Consider the following 25,186-nt stretch of genomic DNA (forward strand, 5'->3'; position numbering starts at 1 on the left):
ACGAACAGATAATACTATAATTAATCAAGACCTCTTGCATTTCAACAGGAGCTTATCATGGATGCTAAAAACGATTACCCAATGCTTCGAATTGCCTTGGTTATTGTTGGACTAATTTTTATCTTCGCGGTATATCCTTTAACTCTTTTTTGGCCTTCAGGCTGGGCATGGCACCTGGTTGGGCAAAATGTCTATTTACAAATGATATTAGGAATTTATGTCACTTTAGGCATTTTTTTAATCCTGGCCGCAAAGAATCCAATGCAACATTTAAGTTTAATTTGGTTTACTGTTTGGTCCAGTCTCGTGCATGGCGGCATCATGGCCATCCAAGCATTATATTACCCTCAGCATTTTGCTCATTTATATGGGGATGTTCCTGCTTTATTTATTATCGCGCTTGTCTTGGCCGTTTTAACCCCTCGCCAAAGCACCGTAACAGAATAAATACTGGCCCATATTAATGAAGCAAGCGTAGGTCGGGCCTTGGCCCGACAAAAGCAATTCTACTCACCTCTTAAATTGGTGGTTACTCATTTCAATGCAGTTAAGTAATTATCAATTGGCGCTGCACCTGCAAATTTGAAAAAAGCCATGATTTGTTTATACTAATTTATAGTCTCCATGAAAGGGAAATCAACAATGGAAAAGAGTAAAAAATTACAACTTGTGACGTCATTAGCCATTATCAATACCTTCGCCTCTCCTCTTTGGGGAACGACAAATAGCGAGTTACCAAATAAACCTCAAATAAGCTCACTCGCATCACATGATATAGAAAATACGCTGGATGCTTCTAAAAGCACGGTAAAAATTAGATCAAAACATTTGGGAAAGCTTAGTAAACTTACGAATAAAACAGCTTATTCTACGACGCATTCAACAACTTCCACACATGTTGATTGATCTGTCCTCAAAATGATGTGAAAGCAATGCAATTTATCGAGGAAAATCATGCGGTTGCTGCAGAAACAAGCCAATTGTTTCGCGAAGAAGCGCTATTTACGCTCAATCCCATGCCCGCTTTAATATGGAATAAAAAATTGCAAAATTCCTTAGTGCAGGCGGAGCACTATTTAAATCGTCTCAATCACCTAAGTCAATGTTTCTTAAACCCTGCATTACTGCTCAAACCATTCATAGCGAATCCATCGCTAGCTCCCAAAGAAGACATGAGCGACACACATCAAATAATTATTTGCCCGCGTGGAAATTTAACTGATTTAAGTACCTTGCTCCATTATCATGTAGCGATTGAATACAGTCTGGAATTATTAAATACTCACACTATATCGGTGGAATTATTACAAAAAATACACAAAAAAATGACGCAAGATGACTCGAATAGTCAACGTTTTCATCCAGGAGAAATTCGGACACGGCAAGTCGTATTAAAAAATCATACAACAGGTAAAATCTCATATAAGCCGCCGCCTGCAAAATATTTACCTTATTGTTTGATAAATCATGATTTATTTCTTCAAGATAAAACGTTTTCTCCTATACTACACGCAGCCATTAGCCACGTTCAATTTCTATCGATTCATCCTTTTTATGACGGAAATGGCCGAATTGGAAATCTATTGATTGCCTTATTGCTGACTCAAAATAAACAATTACCGGAACATTTTTTATCTGTCGGTGTATTTTTTATATACAGCTATTTTTATTCAACGGTGGAGGCCTATTCGAAAGCAATTAGTCAAGCGCGCAAAGGCTATTGGTATGCATGGCTTATTTATTTTTTTGATATTATTTCATTGGTCTGCTGTGAGTTAGTCTCAAGAATGGAGCATATCCAACAAATCCTTACAGGCTATAAAACGCGTACCTCTGCTCATTTAAACACGATTGAGAATAAAATCATTGAGCAGCTATTGAATACTCCTTTTTTTACTGCTTGTGAGATGGCTAATGAGTTAGAGGTGTCTCTATCAGGAATATATTATGCAATTCATAATCTCCAAAATAAAAATATTTTAACAGCCATTTATCGCTCTGGAAGAACTATCATATATGGTTCCGCAGATATTATACGGATACTTGATAAGCCCGTTATATTAAATAAACAAGACATGGTTTAAACCCTTGTTGGGTCAAGGACCGACCTACATATCGACTCAGTTTTTAAGTATAAATTAGGCATTTGAACTGGATTCATGTTTTACGTTCCATATTTTATTGCAAGCGCTCAAAGGGTATAATAAACAATCAAAATCTGTTTTTCCCAATACCATTGCTCACGTGATAACCAATGAAACTAAACCCTTCTTTTATTAAAAACATACATGCTACTTATGGCCAAGGAGGCATAACATGGCTTAGCAATCTTCCAGCCCACTTAAAAACATTATCAGCGCAATGGAATTTAAAAATACTCCATCCTGTAAAAGATATTTCTTATAATTTTGTTGCTGTAGTTCAGTGGCAATCACAATTAGCAATACTTAAAACAGCACCTGCTGCTGCACAACTTATGGCAGAGGCTGAGTGGTTAGATGCACACACAAAAAGTGTTCCGAGTATATTTCACCTGGATAAAAAAAATAATGCTTATCTAATGGAAAAATTTGAGCCCGGAACTTCTTTGAAACATCTTGTAAAAGAAGGAAATGATGAAAAAGCAACTCGAATAATTGCCCAAGTTATTTTAGATTTGCAATCTGCTGATACCTTACATCAGAAAATGAATTATCAGCATATTTCTGAACATATCTCTGCTTTTGCTTTTTTACGTGGACATCTGGATACACATGTCATTGAGCACGCTGAATCTATTTTTAAAGAACTTTGTGCTGATTGCTCTCATGATATTATTCTACATGGCGATCTGCATCACGATAATATTTTACAAAGCGGTACTTCCTGGTGTGTCATCGATCCTCACGGATATATTGGCAACCCTTGCGCTGAAATAGGACCAATGGTTTTTAATCCCTTAGATTGTTTTCCTAAGCATTCCTTGAAAAATACAGTCGAAGCGCGTTTAAATGTACTTGCCGAAATGCTGCCTTTTGATCTACAACACATTAAGGCTTGGGCTTTTTGTTTAGCGCTACGCTCAGCTGCGTGGGATATCGAAGGATTTAACAGTCCAAATAACCACACAATTGAAATTGCGAGGATCTTATATGAAACCATTTAAGTTAAAGCAATGCATGTGAGTCGTATGAACATGCGCAAATCCAAAATCCATACTTCATTGTTTTTTAGATCGCAAAATCTCTCTTCTATTTGCATACGACAACAACTCTAACCCTGCAATATAAAACATAGTGCAAATTTATTTTGACCTTGATAATATTCGATTGTTATAATTTTGACCATTTAGTTTTAATGAGTGATTGTATGGCCAGAATGAAAAAAGAAAAAGCGCGTGTCAGCCCATTAAAAATGCTCGCTGGACCCGAAATTGAAACCTTAGCTGATTATCTAGGCCAAGGCGCATTAGGCGTACATTATTTTATTCCGTCTACCGATCAAGTTGTCTTTCACCCTCTTAAAGATGCCTATAATGACATCATTGCTCAGCCTATGGATAAGGGCGCGAACAAACTCTGTATGTCCACAGATTCTAATCGTTCTGAAGAGAGCAATCTCTTTCCCAAAAGAACTTCTATTGAATTTCGTTCTGGTCCAGAACCGCACAATACTGAAGAACTGTTGCACCTTACTAAAGCGTATTCAGATTGGTTAACGCAACAAAAAACCCTGCTGCGCCGCAGCCAATTTAAAGATTACCATCATCCAACTAGAAAAGAATCGGGTATAAAACATTATCTTAATCTAAGTGATTTTATTACCTATTATAATGACTTAAAAGGGACTACTACTAAACTATATTTAACCTTACCCCATGATATTTTTGACCCTAAAAACTCTGGTCCAGATTTTGAATTTAAGTTCCCAGAAGATGCTCGATGGGTTTTACAATTAAGCTATGCTGATTTAGACCCTGAGTATAATCCTGTATTTACCACCCAATATAATATGAGTATCCCTATAGGTTGTGTTTTTGATCCTCAAGTTAAAAAAACGTTCCCTATTGCCACAGAATTTCCGCTTCTTGATAACGAAAAAGAGGTTGCAGCTGATTTTAATGAGAGCCGCCCACATCTAAAGCTCACAGAATATGAACAACAAACTTTTGCCATCGCGGTCGAGCTCGCTGATCAATTTTTTACAACCTACAAATTCCCTGGCAACGCTATTGGTGCTAAAGATTTCTTAAGAGGGATGGCGTATGAAATAGCCATGATTTCCACCAGTGAAAATTATCTTGTGACATTATTTCAACAAGACGCTTTATGGATAGCCCAACAACATAAAAAAGCCAAAATCACTAAAGGAGGTGAAGGCAAACCGCCAACGGATAAAGAAGTCAATGAAATTGCTATCGACTTAGCGAATACCCTGAAAAAGTCTATTTTCCCCTATTTTATGAAAACAACACTGGCGAATTTTTTTAAACAACTCCATCCTTATGAACAACACTTATTAAAGAATATTCCTAAAAGAAATATTAAAACCTTTTGTCAGCGCGCTATAAAAATTGCTAATGGAGGAGTAGGAAATACTGAAGAGCATGCTGGACATTTGATGTTTAAATGTGATTCTTTCATGGAACTATTTGATGATTTTTATCAGCAAACATTTCAAGGCATCCCTGTAGATCCTGATTGTGCCCCCGCAGATCCAATAGGTTGTTTAACAGACCGCTTTATACCAATCGCTAATCTTGGGAGTGAGGAAGATCCTGTAAAAGCAGTGGTTGTGGAGTTACGTAATCCAGCACAAGGTAAGCAAGGCTATAAAGATATTCAAGAGCTATGTACAACATTTAGTGAGCTCCATCAAGCGACTCTAAACGCATTTTATCCTACTAGAAAAGAATGTAGCGCTTCTTTAGACGTGCTATACAGTGGAAAATCTAAGCGCATTAAAACCACAACAAGTTCTCCTAGCCTAACGCCAGACCTTCCTGAACAAGTAGTATCTGCCTTAAACAAAAAAGCACTAAATAGGAATACAGCACGAAGAATGTTCTCGGTCTCCCAAAGACCTGGCAATGATCAAGCAATGGATAGTAAACCAACTCGTGCTGCTTCAACCAAAGCAAAAAATATGCCCCGAGCCTCGACAATAGAACAACAAAAAAAGAAAACACTTGAAGATGGACCTGCAAAAAATACGCGCAAGCAATTAAAAAGAAAAGCAGGCGAAGCAGAATTAAAATCACCGCTTTCCACTAAAAGTTTTTTCGCTAAAAAAGGCGAGCCGACTGTGCTTAAAGAAAATCATTCTAAACCTAAGCGCACCAGAAATATGAACACATTTAGCTCAGTATGAGAGAGTTGCAGCCTGGTGAAGCGACGCGGCACCCAGGAAGAATGAGGATCCTGATTTTTTTATCTGAAACCCCGGGTTACGGCTTCGCCTTCACCCAGTACTTTCTGGCTACCAGCAAGAGTAGCCTCTATGAATGTTCGAAAAGCTAGAACCTGGTTTCACCTCATTTCACCCGCGCTTGCTAAACCACATCCTTCTAAATACGTTATCTTTGTTAATCAGCAGATGTTTCAATGCCGCAAGAATATGTATGATAATCAAGGTTAACAATATCCAGGCAAAAATCCCGTGAATATTTAGGAGTTGATTTGATGCATCTACATTTACATTCACCCCAATTGAAATAGGCAACCCGAAAAAGGCCACGCCAAACTTGTTGAATGACTCACCTAAAAAACCCGTTAAGGGCATTAAAATGATCAATGCATAAAGCAACCCATGGACAACCCTAGAAGCCTTAACTTGCCATAAAGGAAGCGTTACTGAATAAGGCCCTGGTCTGTGAAAAAAACGCCAACATAATCTAAATAAAACGAGCACCCCTACAATAATCCCTATTGATTTATGCAAGTTGAAATACCAGTGACTACGAGGCTCAAGGCCAATGGCAACCATGTACCATCCCAAAATCAACATCCCTATTATTAACAGCGCAAGAATCCAGTGAAGAATTTTGGCTACTGGATCAAATTGAAAAACTTCCCTGTGGTTTGGAGCATTCATTTTATTTCGCTCCATGACAAAATCTTCCCTAATTAATATTAATAACTATTAGAAGCATAGCAAAACAAGTGGTGGTATATAAGAACAGATCTATTGTTCTTAAGACCTATTTCCCGCATTACGCTCGCTCATGCAATAGCGGGTAATAAGAAACCCCACAATGACCCCAGCAAAGTTTACCCAATAAATGGGCCAGGCGACCTAACATGACTCATCAATGATAGAAATAGAAACAAACTGCTACAGTTAAGCATTCCTTAATAACGAATCAGTATAATAAATGCGTGTATTATTAATGTAGTGAAACAAATGAAGTTGATTTTAATAGGAGAAGAGCATCTTTCATGTCATGGTCCTAGTTTTTTATTGTATGTTTTACAAATAATCAGAGAAAAAAACCTTACATGCAGAATAGCCCTGGAAATACCTTATGAAGAACGCATTGAAGTACTCTATCCAATAAATGCAGATAAAGAACTCGGTAGAAAGGAACTTATTGAATCGTCTTTAAAACTATATCCTTTTTTCGCGGCAGATACAGCAAATAAAGAAAACCAGGAACTTCGTGACCAAATTATAGCCAGTCAAATTTCTGAACAGCATTCTTTATATAAACCTGATGTTATCGTCATGCTAGTGGGCGCGCTACATCTTCCTAACCTTCTGGATGCTATAAAAAACTTTAATGGAGACAATGGAGACATTGATATTTTATTTTTTGCTCCACGTATTGGCATGATCAACTTTTTTCCTCATCTGCTAACTCATATGATCAATAACAATGGCTACTTTTATGCGTTAAACAAAGACAATTGGGAAAAAGCAAAGGAACGAGTTAGCCAATTTATCAATACTCAACCCGAAATTGTTGCCTCATTCAGCCATGAGGGATCAGTCAACGGTAGAGCGCTCCTCTGTAATTTGAGGTTGAGAATCAGCTGAAGTAAGCGTAGGCCCGACATGCTCTTGAAAACAAAATGTTTTTCGGTACATGGAAGTATATTACAATCGAGAAACGACAGCCCCTCTTAGAAATCGGAGTTTCGATGAACCCAAATGTCTCCCATCTGCCAAGAGAACTCAGTCATATGGTTTCCTGGTCCCTTACTCGTTTAGGGAAAGCCATTGCAGACGTCTATGGCAAAGAAACATACGACCGCATTGAGCAAATACGACTATCCATGCAAGATACAATTGGGAATAAAACGTTTGCACTGAGAAAGGCGCTGCATGGCCTGCAAATTGAACTTGCTCAACTTGATAGTAGTCAGCTTTATCAAATTGCCCATGGGTTTTCACTCATGATGGAGCTCATTAATGCCTGTGAAAACGCCTACCGCATTTTCCGTATCAACCAAAGAAAAGAAAAAGCCTACTCTGACAAACCTCAAGGCATTCATTATGTCTTAACAGCACATCCAACAGAAGCGCGTACCAATGAGTTTTTAACGTTGTTTAAAGCAATTCGCGACTATCTTGTCGACACGCTGAAATCTCCCTATCTGATGGATGAGTCTTATCTCGATCAAATGCTTAAAATCTCACTGCAGATTAATATTGCCAACTATGAAAAACCAAGCGTAGAAGATGAGGCTCGATACATTTATCAATATGCACTCAGCCCGCTCAACATCAAACTTTATCATTCCTTTTTAGTCAAAGGCATTCCTATTCAATTACGTACCTGGGTAGGAGGTGATAAAGATGGGCACTCAGGTGTTAACGAAGAAATCATGGTTAAAAGCCTTGAGCTTTCTCGATCTTTTTTTATTGACTACATTCAAAAAAGTCTTAAAGAAGTACTAGAGATCGTCACGCTCACAACCTCATTAAATGCAAACAAAACATTAGAAAATCAGATCCACCAGTTTATTGAAAAAGCACACGCTCTTAGAAAAATACAATCAAGAGATTATGAAACCGTATCTGCATTCCAAAAAGAATTAACTGCGATACAAACAAATACCTTAACGTTTATCCATTTCGAACTCGAACAGTTCTCCGTTATTTCCGGTATTTTTCAGCTCTATCCCGCACTGGTGATCCCTTTAGAGCTCAGAGAGGATTCAACCGTTGTAAAAGAGAGTTTAACAAGTATCGAAAAAACGACGATTACCAAAATGCTTGAGCAAGTCTACTCTATAACTCATGGAACGGATCCCAAAAATTATATACGCGGTTTTATTCTCAGCATGGTTGAATCTGCTGAGGACATAAAAAATGGCATTAGTCTGGTAAAACGAATTTTTGGAAGCTACGCTCTTCCTGTTGTGCCCTTGTTTGAAAATCAACTTGCGCTCACCAGCGCTGATACAATTCTAAATCACTCAATCACTGAAGATATTAGACAAAAGCATCTGACACAATGGGATGGCAACTATGAAGTCATGCTGGGTTATTCCGACTCGTCTAAAGAAAATGGAGTATTTCCTTCCCGACTCATGATTGCGAAAAGCTTCAAAAGTATTCAGTCTACACTGGAAAATAAGAACCTAAGACCCATATTTTTTCATGGGTCTGGCGGAAGTATTGAGCGTGGAGGTGGGGATATCAATGAGCAAACCGCCTCTTGGTCTAAGGAAGTGATGGCTAATTATAAAGTGACGATTCAGGGCGAAATGATTGCAAGACTATTTGGTTCAAGTTCGATCCTCAAAAGTCAGATTGACAAGTTCCTTGATATCTATGCACAAAAAGATAAAAACACGCCTGATGATTATCCCGAGGAATTATTATTATTTTCCGCAAAAGTCAGCCAAAAATATAAAGAACTGATTCAAAGTGAATGGTTTTGGCCCACAATTGAACAAGCATCACCTTATCATTTTTTGACAGAACTGAAGATTGGCTCGCGCCCAACTAAACGGAAATCTGGGCCTGATCAAAGAAAACTCAGAGCCATCCCCTGGATCTTATGCTGGACTCAAACTCGACTTCTTTTCCCAACGTGGTGGGGTGTGGGCTCCACCTGGTCAGAACTCAATGAGCCTGGACAAACTAGGCTTAAGGCGCTTTATAAGGAAAATGCCCTTTTTGCCGCCTTTGTAAAACAACTCGGTGTCACTCTTTCTAAAGTGTACCTTCCTATCTGGGAACAGTACTTATGCCAATTGACTGGCTCCGATGAATATCTACAGCCTTTTCAGGAAGAACTAGAGTCAACCATCCTATTCTTCTATCAAATAACGGGTGAAGAAGATTTTTGTTTTCATCAGCCTTGGCTTGGGGAAAGTATTCAACTCAGATCAACCATGATCCATCCCTTGAATCTCATTCAGATTGAGGCGATGAAAAGAAAAGATTTACCGCTTTTAAGTAAAACCGTCACCGGTATTTCTTGTGGTATGTTGACCACAGGGTGAATTGGGATGCGCGTAGACAACCAAGCGTACCCGTTTGCAAGCAAACGGGTCACCTGCCTCAGGTCTTCTCGACCTGAGACCTATTTTTTAAAGAGTATACAATCGTGCTAACTCTGATAAAGATTGATCAAGTGTTGTGAGTATGAAATCCACTTGTTCCTGATTAATTGTCAACGGTGGCGCTATGCGGAAGACATTACCATACTGTCCACCTTTGCCAACTAATAGCCCTTTATCCTTACACAGATCCATTAACTGGAATGCTTCATCAGATGCTGGAGTTTTTGTTATAGGATCTTTGACGAGCTCAATTCCTAAAAGCAAACCACGTCCGCGAACATCGCCAATGATGGGATGTTTCTTTTGTAATTGCTGGAAACCATCTTTTAGTTGATTGCCCATAACTCGTGCATTTTCAACAAGCTGTTCTTCTTTAATAATTTCCAATGTAAGTCTAGACTGGATCATTTGTAATGGGTCACCGGCAAACGTATTAAAATACGTTTTTCCAGTCATCGTTTCAGCAACCTCAGTTTTCATCAGGACTGCCCCAACTGCAGCACCGTTACCTAATCCTTTAGCCATAGTTACCATATCGGCATCGATATCCAAAGTTTTGGTTAGTAACACATCACCGCCCCCACGACCTGCTCCAGTTTGGACTTCATCACTAATGTATTTACCACCGTAATTATGCACAATACGGGCGACCTCAGTAAAATAGTCATCCGGAGGAGTAATAAAACCACCTACGCCCATCACTGGCTCTAGTATAAACGCAGCTATTTTTCCGTGTGTCGAATTTTGAATGGTTGTTTCAACATTTTTCGCACAAGACAGATCACAACTGTCAGGTTTTTGTTTAAATGGGCAGCGATAGCAATAGGGTTCAACCGCAGAAGTTACGCCCGTAACTGGCTGTGCTTTGAAGCGCCAGATTGAATGGCCACATGAGGCAAGTGCCGCAGAAGTACCGCCATGATACGAGTGACGCACATTCACTACCATCGTTTCTCCAGTTGCATGACGTGCTGCCATGATGGCAAGCTCATTAGCCTCTGAACCGGAATTAGTAAAGGATACCCTATCCATGCCATTAGGTGCTTCTTCAAGCAAACGCTCTGCGGTATCGATAGGTGCCTGATTTAAATAAAGAAGACTTGTATGTTGTATTACATCATCTTCTAGTGCATCAATAAGTGCTTTTTTGATCTTAGGATGATTGTGCCCAGCTGAGATACACACAATGCCACCGATGGCATCAAGGTAACGTTTTCCTTCAGAGTCCCATACATACGTTCCCTGTGCTTTAACAAGTTGGATTGGTTCTTTATGGTAAAATCCAGCGGTAGGTAAAAAGTGTTTTTTTCTGAAATCAATGAGCTCTTCGTTTGAGCGTGGTTGTTTTTGATCAATACTCTCATTCATGAGGGTTGTTTCCTTTTATGTTTGTAAAGACTTGAACTTGTAAATAAAAAGCTTTTGCACACTCCTTTTACTTCAAATTCTTGTTGATTTATTTTAATACTTACATCTTTTGCTCGTGTTTCTTGAACACTATATTGTGTAGGGTTCATATCTTTATCCTTCTCCTTTTTAGACTCTTTATTAAAAATAAGTATATGCGTCATGATAGATGCCATATTTCTTCAAAAATTAAAAGTGGTCTCACCAATTTAATTTTCTTATTTTTATGCTTGGCGATATTGAACCAACGTATGTAAAACAATCTATACTACAATCAAAGGATTAAAAACATGGGAAAGCTTCAAAGGAAGGAATAATGATCTCAAGAGCATTAAGAAAGGTAACTATATGTCTTTTTCACGCTTCTTAAATAGACTCAATCATTTGTTTCATCGCCCTGAGCAGAATTATAGGTCAATAACGCCACGTGAATTAACCTTACAACACACTCAAGATTTCAAGAAACAGTTTCTAAAAAATCAAGAAGCAATCTACTATTCCAAAGAAATACTGCAAGAGCTAATCAATAAAAGACTAAGAGCATTATTACTACACGCTAAATCAAAATCTCCCTGGTATAAAAAAACACTGGCAAAAATCAACGTAGAGCACTTCACCAAAGAACGATTAGACGAACTTCCTACGATAAATAAAACCATTCTAATGGAAAACTGGGATGCAATTGTCACCGATCCCAAGCTGTCCTTAGCCTTAGTTGAACAGCATGTGAGCCAAAAAAATGATAGGCTCGATACCTTGTACCTATTTTCTAATTATCATGCCGTGGCAACAGGGGGAAGCAGTGGCAAACGAGGCATATTTATTTATGATTGGGATGAGTGGATTACATTTCACACTGCATTTTTCCGCTTTCCACTCTATAACCATGAACGCACGCAGCTTATCACTAAAAAACTCAATGTACATTCAAAAATGGTGAGTTTGTTTGTAGCAAACACAGCTGTTGCCGCCTACTCTTTAGCAAAAACCTTTGGGCGACATAATGAAAATACCTACTTCCTGCCCATGGCGATAACCCCCTTAAACGTAGTCATTACTCGTCTCAATCAAATTCGTCCTGATATCTTGACTGCCGCTCCGTCATACATTCACAAAGTATGTCAATTAGTGCAAAAAGGACAAATAAAAATTGAGCCCATGATTCTTTTTCTTGGCGGAGAACCACTTTTTGAACAAACATTGGCGTTAATCAAAGAAACCTGGCCTAAAGTGGATGTGTTTAATATTTTTGGCTGTACTGAAGGGATGGTAGGACTAAACTGCCGAGCGAATACGGATGAAATGCATTTGAATGATGATCTATGCATTATTGAGCCGTTGGATGCACAAAATCGCCCTGTTGATACAGGAGTTATGGCAACCAAAGTGTATATAACTAATTTATATAATTATACTTTGCCACTCATCCGCTATGAAAACGCCGATGAAATTTTATTTTTAAATAAAACCTGTGATTGTGGTATTCAACATCAGCTTATCAAAGCACCTAAAGGTCGACCTGGGTGTGACTTTAATTATCCAGGCAATATTTTTGTTCATCACTCGCTTTTTTTGGGTGCGCTGTTACCAGAAAAAAATATTCTAGAATATCAAGTCGAACAAACAATAGAGGGGGCCAATATTAAGATTGTAACCACGGGTTATATCAACAAGCTTCAGCTCCAAAACAATATACGCACACGTTTATGCAAAGTTGGATTCCATGATGCCAAAATAAGCATTATTGAAGTACCTGAAATTATCTATTTGTATTCGGGCAAACTGAATCGTTTTATACCATTGAAGTCGAACTTGAGTGATGAATGATCATCGGCTGGACCTACACTTGCTTAATCCTAGGTTCCACTACGCTGCGCCAAGCTATAACGACAATTAGTTACATAAAGCTACGCAAAACTAGATGCGTGTTACTTCCACCCGCACCATAGCTAGACACCCCTGCTAAATAGTGGTCTTTTATTTGGGGGAAGTCGTGTAACTGAGTAGCAATATATAAGGGGGAATCCTCCAACATGAAATCTGGATTTGGGGTTTCAAAATTAATTGAAGGAACTATTGCTTTATTTTGGAGCATCAGTACTGTTTTAATGATTGAAGCCATGCCAGATACTATGCCCGTATGGCCTAGATTGCTGATTACCGAGCTTAGTGGGCAACGATTTGTTCCTGTAACGTCTTTAAATGCTTTTTTCAGTGCGTATATTTCTGTTGCATCACCAAGCTTGGTTGAGGAGCCATGAGCAGCAATATAATCAAGATCACTGGGCTCAATCCCTGCATTTTTCCAAGCCGATTGTATGCACGTATATTGACCATGAATTCCTGGGGCCATAAATCCTTCTTTTGACGAATTGCCATCATTATTCATAGCAGATCCAATAATAACCGCATGGATTTCATCATGATCAGCAATTGCATCTTCAAGTCGCTTTAAAACAACTAAGCCAGCACCATTTGAGTATAAAGTACCGCAGGCTGAAGCATCAAAAGAATGGCAATGACCGTCAGAGGAAAATAATCCGTTCTCTTCATAAATATACCCAACCTCCTGGGGCAAATCGATTAAGCACGCCCCAGCAATAGCCATATCACATTGATGACTATTTAACTCTCGGCAACTTTGTATCACCGCGGTTAAAGAAGATGAGCAGGCCGTATATAAATCAATGGAGCTTCCTTGAAATCCAAATTGATAAGAAATATAAGGTGCAACTACTTTTGAATAATACCTCTCTATTGCTTTTTGTGTATCAATCGCCTGGTAATAGGCGGAGCCTAAGAAATGAGAGGATGGCTGATTATTTGTACCAATATAAACAGCAGTGTTTTTGATTAAGCCATTTGCATTACTGCTCATGGAACTCAAAGCACGATGCGTTAAATGGGACATCACTTTGCCTTGCACGCCTAACGCTTCAAAATTTTTGCTAGTATTTGCCAATGGAGGAGTATCAAATGCTTCTAAGTTATCTAAGATACCTCTGTATGGTTTGTAATTGGGTGCAACGATTAATTGCTCGGAAATACCTGATCCCTGTAATTGCTCGGCAGAAAGTTTAGTCACTGCTTCTTTGCCAAACCTCAATAGATCCCAATACTCATCAAGATCATTAGCACCAGGAAGTTTTACAGCCATACCTACAATAGCAACTTTGTTTAAGTGGTCATTTGCATTCATTATTAAAGGCTCCATTTCTTTGGTCGCGCAATTTAATAGACACTAATTAGATGGTATATAAATGGGGTAACTGAGTCTGAATTACCGTCTACTACAACAACTGTCTTTTAATTTTAAGTATAGGTCATTTCTGTCAGCAGAGTTACGCTAATTAAATGGAACTCAATAGCTTCTCTTTATCTATTTTGCCATTTTCTTTTATAGGCAATGTACTTAACCAGATGTAGTGCTCAGGAACCATATAATCTGGAATTCTGGTTTTTAAAAACGCTTTCAGTTCAGCGCTACTAAGCTCTATTTGCTTGTTATGCGCTACTAAAAATACGACCATTCTAGGCTCAAAAAAACTCACTTTCTCACAGACAACAACTGCATCCTGGATGTTGGGGTGCTCTAATAAATGATATTGTATGTCTCCTAATTCAATGCGTATGCCGTGTACTTTTACCTGATCATCCTTGCGGCCTAAAAATAATAATTCATGCTTTTTATTCCAACGAACTATATCGCCAGTACGATACATTTTTTCTCCAGGCAGATAAGGATTATCTATGAAAGATGCCTGGGTAAGCTCTGGGTTATTTAAATAACCTTGAGCTAATCCAATTCCAGAAATGAATAGTTCCCCAGGTTCGAAACCCGTTAAATTAAGCTGCTCATCTAACACAAATAATTGCGTATTTTGGATAGGTTTTCCAATTGGGATAGTTCGATAGCGCTTGTGCTGCTCACAAATAAAATAAGAAACATCTATTGTGGCCTCTGTAGGGCCATATAAATTAACTAATTGTGTTCCCTGGTTTTGAAACAGCTTATTAAATAAATTAGCGCTTCGCGCATCAAGCGCTTCTCCGCTTGAAAAGACATACTTTAAAGATCGTAAGCGATTCATTGAAAAATCCTGCTCAATATAACTTAAAAAGATACGTAATACAGAAGGTACAAAATGAATAACATGAAGCTGATAGTGCTCTATCATCTGAATAAATAACTTAATGTCATGTTCTTTTTGGGGTGGCAAAAGGGCCACTCCTGCGCCCGCAACAGACCACCAGAAAGTCTCCCAAACAGAAATATCAAAACATGTGTGTGTTTTATGAAACACAACATCATGGCTTTGTAAGGGAAATGTGTTTTGCATCCAGAGAATTCGGTTAGCCAGAGCCTGATGCGAAATCATAACCCCCTTGGGTTTTCCGGTAGTTCCTGAGGTATACATCACATAAGCTAAATCATGCTTTTCTCGCAGTAGATTCAAATTATGGCATTTTTCATCACACACCTGATCACGAATGCTTAATACCTGAAGATTATCTAATCCAGATTTGGCGGTTAATAATGAAGGATCATCTACGATTAGAAATTGGATTTGGCTGTCTTCAATGATGGTTTGATTTCTCAGTACGGGCGCTAGAGGATCGATTGGTAAATAGGCACCTCCCGCTTTTAATACCGCAAAAATAGCCACAAGCATTTCAAAAGAACGCGGGAGTTGAATGCCAACAATTCCATTTAATGGCAGCCCTTTTCTTTGCAGATACCGTGCATATTGATTGACTTGTTTATTAAAGACCGCATACGAAATGTGGCGATCTTCTAGGAAAATAGCAGTATTTTCTGGATTTTTCCTTACTTGTTCCTCGAATAAGGAGAAAATTGTTGTGTGCTGCACTGAAGAGTTCATTTTATAAAACATCCTCTATGAATTGCTGCAAAGCTTAGAAATAAGAATTTCGTGCATTTGTGAGGTTCCTTCGATGATCTCCATGACCTTAGCATCTCGGTAATATCGTGCAACAGGATATGTTTCCTCAAAACCCGCTGCACCAAATATTTGCAGTGCATGATTTGATACAAAAACAGCCATTTTTGACGCAGCGTATTTGGCGACTAAAGTTTCTGCAATGTATGCCGGATTTTTTTGTTGTCTCAGCACCCCCGCATAAAAACACAATTCGCGGGCAGCTTTAACCTGCACAATCATTTCAGCAATCATTTTTTGAATTAACTGATGCTCATCTAAGGTACGGTCAAATTGTTTTCGTTCTTGCGCATAGCGAAGTGCTGCATCCAAGCATGCTTGTCCTAGACCAACACATCCATATGCGGTTGTATAGCGCCCTTCATCCAAAGCTGCCTGGACAACATAGCTAAGCCCCATACCAATACGACCTAATACATTGGTTTTGGGAATACGGCAATTATCAAAAGAAATTTCTGCCAACATATTAGAGCGTAACCCTAAAAAATGAGACATAGGTGAAATAGTTACGCCTGGTGTGCTTTTTTCGACAAGAATCGCTGTGGGTTGATCTTGGCAGTTTGCTAAAACTAAAAATAAATCCGCGATTTGTCCTAAAGTGATGTATTTTTTGCTCCCTTTCAGAATGAATGCATCCTCTTTATCCACCAACTGAGTTTCAACATGTTCCAAATCACTACCAATATTTGATTCAGTTAATGCCAATGCTGCTAAAACATCCCCAGATGCAATCTGAGGTAGCCAGGTTTGTTTCTGCACCTCGGAACCAAACTGAATAAGCGACTTACTCACCATGCCCAGTACAGTTAAAATATTTGCCATGGAACACAGCTCTTTAGCAAACGACTCATGCATGATACCAACAGTCAATTCATCCCATTGCTGCCCACCAAATCGCTTAGGAATGCCCGCACCTAAAAAACCATTTTGGGCTAATGTATAAAAGAAATCGCGCGGAATCTGTTGTTCTTTATCAAAGCGTGATGCATAAGGATGCAAGCAACTTTCTATAAATTGCTTAAAGAGTTGCTGTTGTTTCACATATTGAGGTTGGTAGTTAGGCAAAATTCCTCTCCTTAGGATCTTAAGGTTTGTTTACAATTTGCTGGCTTGAGTGAAAAACACTGCCGCGTCATCCCTGTATATATTAGGTAATTCGTTGACAAAAATAGCACGGGCAGGCTGGGCTGTTAAGCCCAGCATTTGCAGAGTTAATTCTTACACTCCAAATCCTTAGCTGGCAATGTTACATGCTGGGCTTAACAGCCCAGCCTACGATTCTTGAGCTTTGGCAACGAATTACCTAACAGATACAATCCCGCGATAACGGGTAACTTTTGGCTCAAGCTAATGCATTAAACAAACCTTATTCATATTGATAAAATCCTTTTTTCGTTTTCTGCCCAAGAAGCCCGGCATCGACCATATTTTTTAATAACCAGCATGGTCGATACTTTGGATCATTGAGCTGTGAATATATTGATTCTAAAGAATAGAGAACCGTATCCAAACCAATCAAATCTGCCGTATGTAATGGCCCCATTTTATGGCCAAAACATTGTTTAAATAAAATATCAATGTCTTCGATTGAAGCAATGTGTTCCTGTACCATAAAAATGGCTTCATTAATAAAAATCATCATTGCCCGATTACTCACAAAACCAGCGGAATCCTTTACAACAATCATTTTTTTATGAACTTGCTCAAGTAGCGACCTGGTTTTTTCTATAGTCAATTCGTCAGTGTGATACCCCTTAATCACCTCGACCATAGGCATTAATGGCGCTGGGTTCATAAAGTGTGTCCCTATAACGCGTTGAGGATGCGCAACAAGTGATGCGATTTTAGTAATCGAGATGGACGATGTGTTTACCCCAAAAATACAGGTTGTACTGCATTGTTCATTTAATACCTGGTATAACGCTTTTTTCTGTTCCCAATGTTCAGGGATGTTTTCAATAATGTATTCAGAGTGCTTAAGCTCATCGAGTTGTGTTGTAAAAGAAATTGATGCCAATATTGTTTCAATGGAATGTTTCGAGGGCACATTTTGCGTTAATAACAAATAGTGTAAATTTTTAGCTATAACATCTTTTGCTATATCTAATTGCGATTGGAGATTATCAATTAAGGTGACATAAAATCCACATTGTGCAAACAGCTGGGCAATGCCTGTACCCATTGTCCCTGCACCAAGAAGAGTCAGTTTTTTTTGTTTCATGTCGTGTGTCCATTTCTACATACATTGATCCGGCCAAAACTTTATCAGTAACCATTTGAATTATAGTTTATTCGCAATAAAGTCAGCAATCGCATCAATACTCGTTAACTGCTTTGGCTCAAACTCACCAACCTCAAGATCAATTTTATATTTCTTCTCGATAAAAACTAATAATTGAATGAAAAATAACGAATGCATCGCCCCTGTATCAAAAAGATTATCCGCATAACCAATATCCTTAATTCTAAAAGAATTAAGTAAAAATAGTTTTACTTCTTTTTTAATGTGGTTAATTTTCATCAGCTTGCCCTGTTTGATAAAGGTACATCTTAATTATCGTAAAAAAAACTGTTGGCTTCCACTATGAATATCTACTGTCGTAAGTCGGGCCAAGGCCCAACCCACTTTTACTTAGGATAATGGCTAGTAACTGAAATTGAGCGTAGCATATAATTCTCGATGGCCGCATAATTATCTTTAAGATACAAGGGAGTAACGCCATTCATGCCAAACGATATTGCTATTTCGATTACAGAGCTGCAAAAGATTTATGCCAATGGTTTTAAAGCACTAGATGATATCAACCTAGAGATTCGCCGGGGTGAAATTTTTGCGTTGCTTGGTCCGAATGGCGCAGGCAAAACAACGCTCATTAATGCCATTTGCGGCATTGTGCAACCCACTAGTGGCACTGTTGCCATAGCGGGCTATGATAACATCGCCCAATACCGCGAGGCACGTGCGGCTGTCGGCTTAGTCCCCCAAGAACTCACGACTGATGCATTTGAAACAGTATGGGACACAGTGACCTTCAGCAGAGGTTTATTTGGCAAGGCAAAGAATTCTTTATATATTGAGGAACTACTGAAGCGTCTTTCACTGTGGAGTAAAAAAGACGAGCAGATTCAACATTTATCAGGTGGGATGAAACGCCGAGTCATGGTAGCCAAAGCGCTATCACACGAACCTGAGATTCTCTTTTTAGATGAGCCTACAGCAGGCGTCGATGTGGAATTGCGCAAATCCATGTGGGCGCAAGTACGTACCTTACGCGAAACAGGTATTACGATTATTCTCACCACGCATTACATCGAAGAAGCACAAATAATGGCCGACCGCGTGGGTATTATTGATAAAGGCAATTTAATTCTGACTGAAGATAAAACAACGTTAATGCAGAAAATGGGTAAACACCAGATGATTTTCGTTTTACGCGAGCCACTAGCAACCATACCCCCAGGATTAAAAGACTATCCGTTGACGCTGGAAAAAAATGACAACGGTGGCAAATTGATTTTGACTTATGATGCTGAAGCGGAGAATGATATTTCAGAGGTATTGGATAGTCTAAAATCGCATGGCATACGCCCCAAGGAAATTAATAGTCATCAAAGCAGCTTAGAAGAAATTTTCATTGGATTGTTGGAGACAAAATGAATATACGTGGTGTTCGTGCAATTTATACATTTGAAATGGCGCGCATGTTGCGTACGCTTGGGCAAAGCATTGCCTCTCCGGTAATCTCGACTGTCCTTTATTTTATTGTGTTTGGATCTGCTATCGGTTCCCGCATGCAAGATATCAATGGCATACCGTATGGTGCTTTTATTGTGCCGGGCCTGATTATGCTAACCGTTTTGGGACAAAGTGTATCCAACGCATCATTTGGCATTTATTTTCCGCGATTTACAGGCACTATCTATGAAATTCTCTCCGCCCCGCTTTCTTTTGTCGAAATAGTGTTAGGCTATGTGGGTGCAGCAACAACGAAATCGGTGATCATTGGAGTGATTGTACTCACAACAGCCTGGTTTTTTGTGCCACTGCATATTGCACATCCATTTTGGATGACATTTTTTTTAATTATGACCAGCGTGACCTTTAGCCTATTGGGCTTTATCACGGGCATATGGGCCGATGACTTTGAAAAATTGCAACTGATACCGCTCCTCATCATTACACCACTCACCTTTCTTGGCGGCAGTTTTTATTCCATTCATATGCTACCTCCCTTCTGGTATCGCGTGTCACTAGCAAATCCAGTTGTTTATTTAGTAAGCGGCTTTCGCTGGAGCTTTTACGGGCATAGTGATGTGAGTCTCACCATTAGTGTCACCATGATTTTAACATTTACCGTAATATGTCTGGCAATTATTAGCTGGATTTTTAAAACGGGATATGGCTTAAAGAAATAAATCTTTATCTAGCGCGTAGTCTGGGTACAACGGAGTGAAACTCGGGGTTTCGATGCTTCGAAGTACCACGCAGACCACCCCTGGCTATGCTTTATGCACTTGATTAATCAACGATAACAATTTTTTGTCTTCTTCAGTTAATTGACTGTCTGAATAATCAGGATTGGGCTCGTACCACCATTGTTTTTTAAAGTAACTTTGTAAGTCAGGAGAGTTAAATTGTCGTCCGTATTGAGCATAAATTGTATTGCGTAAAATCTGCAATTCTTTAGTCCTCAATTTTGCTAAAGCACGCACAGGATGTTCTGAATTGAGTGCGGGATAAATCATGGTATGACGAACATAGCTTATTGGTGTATATAGGCACAGCAACAGATCGGACTTAGGTTGAAAATGAGCCAGATCCCATACATATTTCCTTTTTTTGCCATCACCAACAATCTTGATACCAGCCGGTGTAGGCTGAAGATACTCTTCTTTAGGATTGATTTCAGAACACAGACGAGTAGGCGTGTTGGGAATAACCTCTAATTGCGTATGACCAATGGTATTCTCATGCCATAGTGCTCCGGTCTTGAGAACATAGGACACCCAATGATAACCCATTACATCATAAGTTGCTCCAGTCACATAATCATGGTGAATGTTGACGGTTGCCAAAGATGGAAAGGTGGTATCCCATAAGTAAGCATCTTCGTAATTTAAATTTTTTTCCTCATTCGGAGCAATTTTTTCTCTATGTGAAGAAACTGGAGTATCATTCACGCGCACCTGGAAATCATAAACCAGGGCTTTTCCTTCATTGGTTTTTTGACCTTGGGGAAGAGCGATCTCACTCATTCCATTATTGATTGGAAAAGGAAAGCCCATAGATACCTTGAGCGCTTTGTTTAAGGTATTTTTAAATTGGAAATCACAACTAAAATGCCAGGAACCATCCCATTCAGAATTATTTAAGTTCTTACCGGTGATTATAATGACTTCTTTAACCATCTTGATGTCAGGTTGTGACATAGGAATTGGCAACGCACCACTACCCCCAAACGAACTGTCATTCGCATACATGCTTTTAGCAAAAAGCACAGTTAAGAATAGGGCAAAATATTTTGCTTTTTTACTCATGATTTGATTAAGCAAATTCATATGATCGTCCTGAATAAGAAATAAACTCATACTTTATTTTTTTATATGTTTCATAGCAAGAGTAAGCCTAATCTATGTTTCTTGATACCGACCTTGCTTTATGACACGCAAGGTTACACTCGATAGTGAATAGACATGCTATAAATTATAAGGGTATCTGATTAAAAATTTTAGGGAGAATCATATGCATACAAGAATTGATTTTTATAAATCCGCACCAGATGCGATTAAAGCGATGTTAGGCGTTGAAAAGTATGTCACCAGTTGTGGGTTAGAATCATCTCTTCTTAATCTGGTTAAACTACGTGCCTCGCAAATTAATGGCTGTGCCTATTGTGTTGATATGCACAGTGCTGAAGCAGTAAAAGAAGGTGACACTGAACGCCGCATTCATTCAGTAGTCGTATGGAGAGAATCTCCTTTTTTTAATACACGCGAGCGCGCCGCCTTAGCTTGGACGGAGGCAGTTACCTTATTACCAGAGTCCCATGTTCCTGATGATATTTATAATGAAGTCCTAACTTGTTTCCATGAAAAAGAACTCGTTGATCTCACTATGGCAATTATCGCTATTAATAGCTGGAACCGCTTAGCGGTTAGCTTCCGTAAATTACCAGGCTAAAAATGATAGTAAAAACAGACAGCGCTTGCATTGTCGGGCCTTAGCCCGACCTACACCGTTTAATTGACATCATCAATTTTAAAGGTACTATAGCAACTCTTGGTTAGAACTAGCTCATCAAAAGTACGTTCAGCAAACCAAAATCTTATTTTAAAGGAGTGTGGTTAAATTTATTAATCACGAAAATCAATTTGTCCCTGATCAAGGAGTAGTTCATATGTATAGCCATTTCGATCAAAATAATGATGACTCTTTCTCAAGTGCTTATATGCAATTTATCCTGCTGACAGGCCTTGCTTTAGCAACGTGTGCCGTCATTCTAAAATACGCTGAGTCGAAGAATCGTCTTAACTACGAAGATCGTTTTGCCCGTGTCGCAGCCGGCCTTTTGGTGCTTATGATGCGTATGATGCATACAAAGAGTGGCGATTTAGAGATTGATAACACAAAAGATGAAGGCAGCCTCATTGCCATAGGCCCACATCAATCTGGCCTAGTAGATGCAGCGGTTGTCGCCTCAAAAATGCAGGGCAAACCACCTCGTTTTTTTGCCACAACGGGTTTTAATGGCCTGCCCGGCGTTGCTCGTTTTCTGAAGATGTTTCAAACGATACCAGTAGAAGCCACTGCAAAGAAAGGTGAAGGACGAACTGCTAATGCTGGCGCGATAGAAAAAGCAAGTGAAGTACTGAAAGAAAAGGGTTGCGTTGCACTGTTCCCACAAGGTAATTTTTCAAGAATCGGTCAAGAGCCACCCAGAGTCTACACCGGGGTAGCCAAGCTAGCATTGATGAATAACATGCCTATTCAGGTTATTCGACTTGATGGTTTTTGGAGTTTACAAAATCCGCTGATTCCTTTATTTGTTCGCAACAGTGCTGCTTATCGTGCCTTTGCAACTGCATTGCATATGAACAACGTACGCGCCACATTATGTTGTGTAATTGATTTTCACTTAAAGCCAGACAGTGAGAAACTGACTGAAGAGGAAAAAGTTGAGGAGATATGTGCGCAACTGTATGCGTTCTATCGCCATACACAAGAACTCTCTCCGAAACAAATTGAAGAGATTAAGAAAGAAATCGCCAATGGAGCTCATCGCAAACTTTGGGACATGAAAGTCCAGCGAGAAAAACTAGGAAAAGAAATTGTGAGCTTAAAAAAAGAAGAAGAGAAACTGGAAGAAGCTACTTTTGCATCAATGACATTAAGTTAGCGTAGGTCGGGCCTTGGCCCGACAAAACCAAAATTATTCTCGAAAACAATTCGCTATTGTCGGGCCAAGGTCCGACCTACACATATCATTTAAGAATTACCTAGAGATTGGCGTCCTATTTTCAAAGTCTTAGCAATTTCAGCAACATGCTTTCCATAATATCGGTTGACGCGGCACCATTTGCACCAGCAAGCGTTGTTGCGCCCATAGGGCGTTCCGTCAGTAATTTCAGCCACTCTGGGGTTAACTGAAGGAAAAAGATTTTTGAGAGTATTGCGTACCAAATAAATAAACTATACTGATTGGGAACTTCTTTTCGAGGCAAGAACAATGCTTTGTGATTAAAAGGTTGCCCCAAATAACTTATTAACAAGGAGAGTAAAACATGTCAGCCAACACCATAAAACCTCTAGTAACTGCAACAGCGATTAATACAGGAGGGAGAAATGGCCATTCGGAAACTACGGATCATTCTGTGAGCGCCAATTTTTCTGTTCCCAAAGAGATGGGAGGCCGGGGTTTACCTAACACGACAACTCCCGAGCATCTTTTTGCTGCTGGTTATGCAGCATGCTTTGGTGGCGCATTGGAATTTGTGGCAAGCCAGCACAAAAAAAATGTTGAGGGTACAACTGTAACATGCCACGTTTCTATTGGACCACGTGAAGGTGGTGGGTTTGGCCTTGCGGTGAAAATGAATGTCAATGTCCCTTCCCTGCCAACCGCTGAGGCACGTGAGTTGGTACAGGAAACACATGACAAGATTTGTCCCTATAGCCATGCTACCCGCGGTAATATCGATTTTACACTGGAAGTTAGTGGAAACTAATACCTTCTTAACAAACTCTGCATGCTGGTTGGATCCAATAATCCAACCAGCATGAGTGCTCATATTTCAGCAAATTTGCTTTCCTATTGATGAATAGAATATATTCAAAAAGATGCATCATATGGGGAACATCATGATCGAGATAAAAAAACTAGACCAATCACATATCGAGGAATTGTCATCCTATCTCAATCATTATCAAGAAACGACCATGTTCATGAGGAACAATTTATATTACTCAGGAATCACCTATCAGGATGCACCATTTCATGGCGAATATTATGGCTCGTTTGAGAATACCCAACTTAATGGGGTTTTAGCGCATTATTGGAATGGAAATGTCATGATGCAAACTGAAAATTTTTCCATATTATCCGCTTTGGTTGATACGTTTAAACTGAAAAGAACAAGAGCAATTGCTGGCATATTAGGCGAAGATTCGCAAGCTCGTTTTGTCATGGATAAGCTGGAATTATCCTCGTCTCAATTCGCCATTAATTATCAAGAACAATTATTCTTACTTAATCTTGAACAGATGATAATACCCAAAGCAATGCATTTATATCATTGCGCCCTCAAAACAATGCAAGAGTGTGATATAGAGGTCATCAAAGAATGGCTTATTGCTTATCATATAGAAGCACTAGGAGATGACGCTGGCGATCCTAAACTTGAGGAATCTGTGATGGATGAAATTCAAGATACGCGGCTGAGTCAAAATCGGTGGGTTTTATTTGTAGATAATATCCCTGTTTCACTATGTGGATTCAATGCCCAGTTACCGGATATTGTGCAAATCGGTCCAGTTTATACCCCCCCTCCTTTAAGAAATAAAGGTTTTGCCAGAATAGCTGTGTATTTTTGCCTACAACAAGCGATGGTGAAACAAATCAAAAGAGCTATTCTATTCAGCAATGAGCGTGCTGCTGTACGTGCTTATAAATCACTTGGCTTCCAAGAAATAGGAACATATCGATTAGCCTTATTAAAATAAATAGCCTTTGATTGTAGATACTGTCTTTAAAAACAAACCTTAAGATTAAAGACAGTATCTGCACTCTTAAGATCAGTTTACAATTCGGCCAAAATGATGTGATT

Annotated in this window: 24 protein-coding genes; 14 read left to right on the forward strand and 10 right to left on the reverse strand. The window is 39.1% G+C overall.

Annotation, left to right across the window (positions count from 1 at the left end; all coding sequences use genetic code 11):
• The first annotated feature begins 57 nt into the window (after positions 1-57).
• The 5 genes from Lste_RS03345 (at position 58) to Lste_RS03365 (ending at position 5,349) form a co-directional block, all read left to right on the forward strand.
• Positions 58-447 (forward strand): DUF6632 domain-containing protein, encoded by a 390-nt coding sequence (locus tag Lste_RS03345; protein WP_058509676.1) that lies wholly within the window; start codon positions 58-60, stop codon positions 445-447.
• A gap of 195 nt (positions 448-642) precedes the next feature.
• A complete protein-coding gene (locus Lste_RS03350; RefSeq protein ID WP_058509677.1) occupies positions 643-906 on the forward strand; it encodes a hypothetical protein in 264 nt (87 codons plus the stop codon).
• A gap of 26 nt (positions 907-932) precedes the next feature.
• A complete protein-coding gene (locus tag Lste_RS03355; RefSeq protein ID WP_058509678.1) occupies positions 933-2,084 on the forward strand; it encodes a Fic family protein in 1,152 nt (383 codons plus the stop codon).
• Positions 2,085-2,254: 170 nt separating this feature from the next.
• Entirely contained in the window at positions 2,255-3,145 is an 891-nt protein-coding gene (locus tag Lste_RS03360) for an aminoglycoside phosphotransferase family protein (RefSeq protein ID WP_058509679.1), read from the forward strand.
• A 203-nt stretch (positions 3,146-3,348) separates the two neighbouring features.
• Entirely contained in the window at positions 3,349-5,349 is a 2,001-nt protein-coding gene (locus Lste_RS03365) for a hypothetical protein (protein ID WP_058509680.1), read from the forward strand.
• 168 nt (positions 5,350-5,517) lie between these two features.
• On the opposite strand, the gene Lste_RS03370 is transcribed toward Lste_RS03365, so the two are convergent.
• Positions 5,518-6,072 (reverse strand): cytochrome b, encoded by a 555-nt coding sequence (locus Lste_RS03370; RefSeq protein WP_157070689.1) that lies wholly within the window; start codon positions 6,070-6,072, stop codon positions 5,518-5,520.
• Between the two features lie 309 nt (positions 6,073-6,381).
• Between Lste_RS03370 and Lste_RS03375 the strand changes: the two genes are divergently transcribed.
• Together Lste_RS03375 and Lste_RS03380 are read left to right on the forward strand one after the other, a co-directional pair.
• Positions 6,382-7,014, forward strand: a complete 633-nt coding sequence (locus Lste_RS03375; RefSeq protein ID WP_058509681.1) for a hypothetical protein — start codon at positions 6,382-6,384, stop codon at positions 7,012-7,014.
• Between the two features lie 104 nt (positions 7,015-7,118).
• Positions 7,119-9,434, forward strand: a complete 2,316-nt coding sequence (locus Lste_RS03380) for a phosphoenolpyruvate carboxylase (RefSeq protein WP_058509682.1) — start codon at positions 7,119-7,121, stop codon at positions 9,432-9,434.
• Between the two features lie 87 nt (positions 9,435-9,521).
• On the opposite strand, the gene Lste_RS03385 is transcribed toward Lste_RS03380, so the two are convergent.
• Entirely contained in the window at positions 9,522-10,862 is a 1,341-nt protein-coding gene (locus Lste_RS03385; protein WP_058509683.1) for an aspartate aminotransferase family protein, read from the reverse strand.
• The gene (locus Lste_RS03390) at positions 10,859-11,065 is read right to left on the reverse strand and encodes a hypothetical protein (RefSeq protein WP_058509684.1); all 207 of its coding nucleotides are present in this window, start codon (positions 11,063-11,065) and stop codon (positions 10,859-10,861) included. The genes Lste_RS03385 and Lste_RS03390 overlap by 4 nt, the downstream gene beginning before the upstream one ends.
• 184 nt (positions 11,066-11,249) lie before the next feature.
• On the opposite strand from Lste_RS03390, the gene Lste_RS03395 reads away from it, so the two are divergent.
• Positions 11,250-12,728, forward strand: coding sequence for a phenylacetate--CoA ligase family protein (locus Lste_RS03395; RefSeq protein WP_058509685.1), 1,479 nt, complete (start codon positions 11,250-11,252; stop codon positions 12,726-12,728).
• Positions 12,729-12,798: 70 nt separating this feature from the next.
• Here the strand turns inward: Lste_RS03395 and Lste_RS03400 are convergent, their stop codons facing one another.
• From Lste_RS03400 to Lste_RS03420, 5 genes are all read right to left on the reverse strand, one after another.
• Positions 12,799-14,100, reverse strand: coding sequence for a beta-ketoacyl synthase N-terminal-like domain-containing protein (locus Lste_RS03400; protein ID WP_058509686.1), 1,302 nt, complete (start codon positions 14,098-14,100; stop codon positions 12,799-12,801).
• 151 nt (positions 14,101-14,251) lie between these two features.
• Positions 14,252-15,784: an amino acid adenylation domain-containing protein gene (locus Lste_RS03405; RefSeq protein WP_058509687.1), complete on the reverse strand. Its 1,533-nt coding sequence runs from the start codon at positions 15,782-15,784 to the stop codon at positions 14,252-14,254.
• A gap of 15 nt (positions 15,785-15,799) precedes the next feature.
• The gene (locus Lste_RS03410; RefSeq protein WP_058509688.1) at positions 15,800-16,927 is read right to left on the reverse strand and encodes an acyl-CoA dehydrogenase family protein; all 1,128 of its coding nucleotides are present in this window, start codon (positions 16,925-16,927) and stop codon (positions 15,800-15,802) included.
• Positions 16,928-17,228: 301 nt separating this feature from the next.
• On the reverse strand, positions 17,229-18,083 hold the full coding sequence (locus Lste_RS03415; protein ID WP_058509689.1) for a 3-hydroxyacyl-CoA dehydrogenase family protein: 855 nt from the start codon (positions 18,081-18,083) through the stop codon (positions 17,229-17,231).
• A gap of 60 nt (positions 18,084-18,143) precedes the next feature.
• A complete protein-coding gene (locus Lste_RS03420; RefSeq protein WP_058509690.1) occupies positions 18,144-18,383 on the reverse strand; it encodes an acyl carrier protein in 240 nt (79 codons plus the stop codon).
• A 204-nt stretch (positions 18,384-18,587) separates the two neighbouring features.
• Here Lste_RS03420 and Lste_RS03425 point away from each other — a divergent pair, with 204 nt between their 5' ends.
• Positions 18,588-19,520 (forward strand): ABC transporter ATP-binding protein, encoded by a 933-nt coding sequence (locus Lste_RS03425; RefSeq protein WP_058509691.1) that lies wholly within the window; start codon positions 18,588-18,590, stop codon positions 19,518-19,520.
• Entirely contained in the window at positions 19,517-20,278 is a 762-nt protein-coding gene (locus Lste_RS03430; RefSeq protein ID WP_058509692.1) for an ABC transporter permease, read from the forward strand. The genes Lste_RS03425 and Lste_RS03430 overlap by 4 nt, the downstream gene beginning before the upstream one ends.
• Positions 20,279-20,362: 84 nt before the next feature.
• Here the strand turns inward: Lste_RS03430 and Lste_RS03435 are convergent, their stop codons facing one another.
• Complete coding sequence (locus Lste_RS03435; RefSeq protein ID WP_237760410.1) at positions 20,363-21,421, reverse strand: YARHG domain-containing protein; 1,059 nt, start codon at positions 21,419-21,421, stop codon at positions 20,363-20,365.
• A 184-nt stretch (positions 21,422-21,605) separates the two neighbouring features.
• On the opposite strand from Lste_RS03435, the gene Lste_RS03440 reads away from it, so the two are divergent.
• Both Lste_RS03440 and Lste_RS03445 read left to right on the forward strand, forming a co-directional pair.
• Positions 21,606-22,043, forward strand: a complete 438-nt coding sequence (locus tag Lste_RS03440; protein ID WP_058509693.1) for a carboxymuconolactone decarboxylase family protein — start codon at positions 21,606-21,608, stop codon at positions 22,041-22,043.
• Between the two features lie 217 nt (positions 22,044-22,260).
• The gene (locus Lste_RS03445) at positions 22,261-23,259 is read left to right on the forward strand and encodes a lysophospholipid acyltransferase family protein (RefSeq protein WP_058509822.1); all 999 of its coding nucleotides are present in this window, start codon (positions 22,261-22,263) and stop codon (positions 23,257-23,259) included.
• Between the two features lie 121 nt (positions 23,260-23,380).
• Here Lste_RS03445 and Lste_RS19385 read toward each other — a convergent pair whose 3' ends face one another.
• Positions 23,381-23,584, reverse strand: coding sequence for a hypothetical protein (locus tag Lste_RS19385; protein WP_157070691.1), 204 nt, complete (start codon positions 23,582-23,584; stop codon positions 23,381-23,383).
• A 60-nt stretch (positions 23,585-23,644) separates the two neighbouring features.
• On the opposite strand from Lste_RS19385, the gene Lste_RS03455 reads away from it, so the two are divergent.
• Positions 23,645-24,088 (forward strand): organic hydroperoxide resistance protein, encoded by a 444-nt coding sequence (locus tag Lste_RS03455; protein WP_058509695.1) that lies wholly within the window; start codon positions 23,645-23,647, stop codon positions 24,086-24,088.
• A gap of 133 nt (positions 24,089-24,221) precedes the next feature.
• Entirely contained in the window at positions 24,222-25,082 is an 861-nt protein-coding gene (locus Lste_RS03460; protein ID WP_058509696.1) for a GNAT family N-acetyltransferase, read from the forward strand.
• The last annotated feature ends 104 nt before the right edge of the window (positions 25,083-25,186 follow it).

Source organism: Legionella steelei (assembly GCF_001468005.1).
GTDB lineage: Bacteria > Pseudomonadota > Gammaproteobacteria > Legionellales > Legionellaceae > Legionella > Legionella steelei.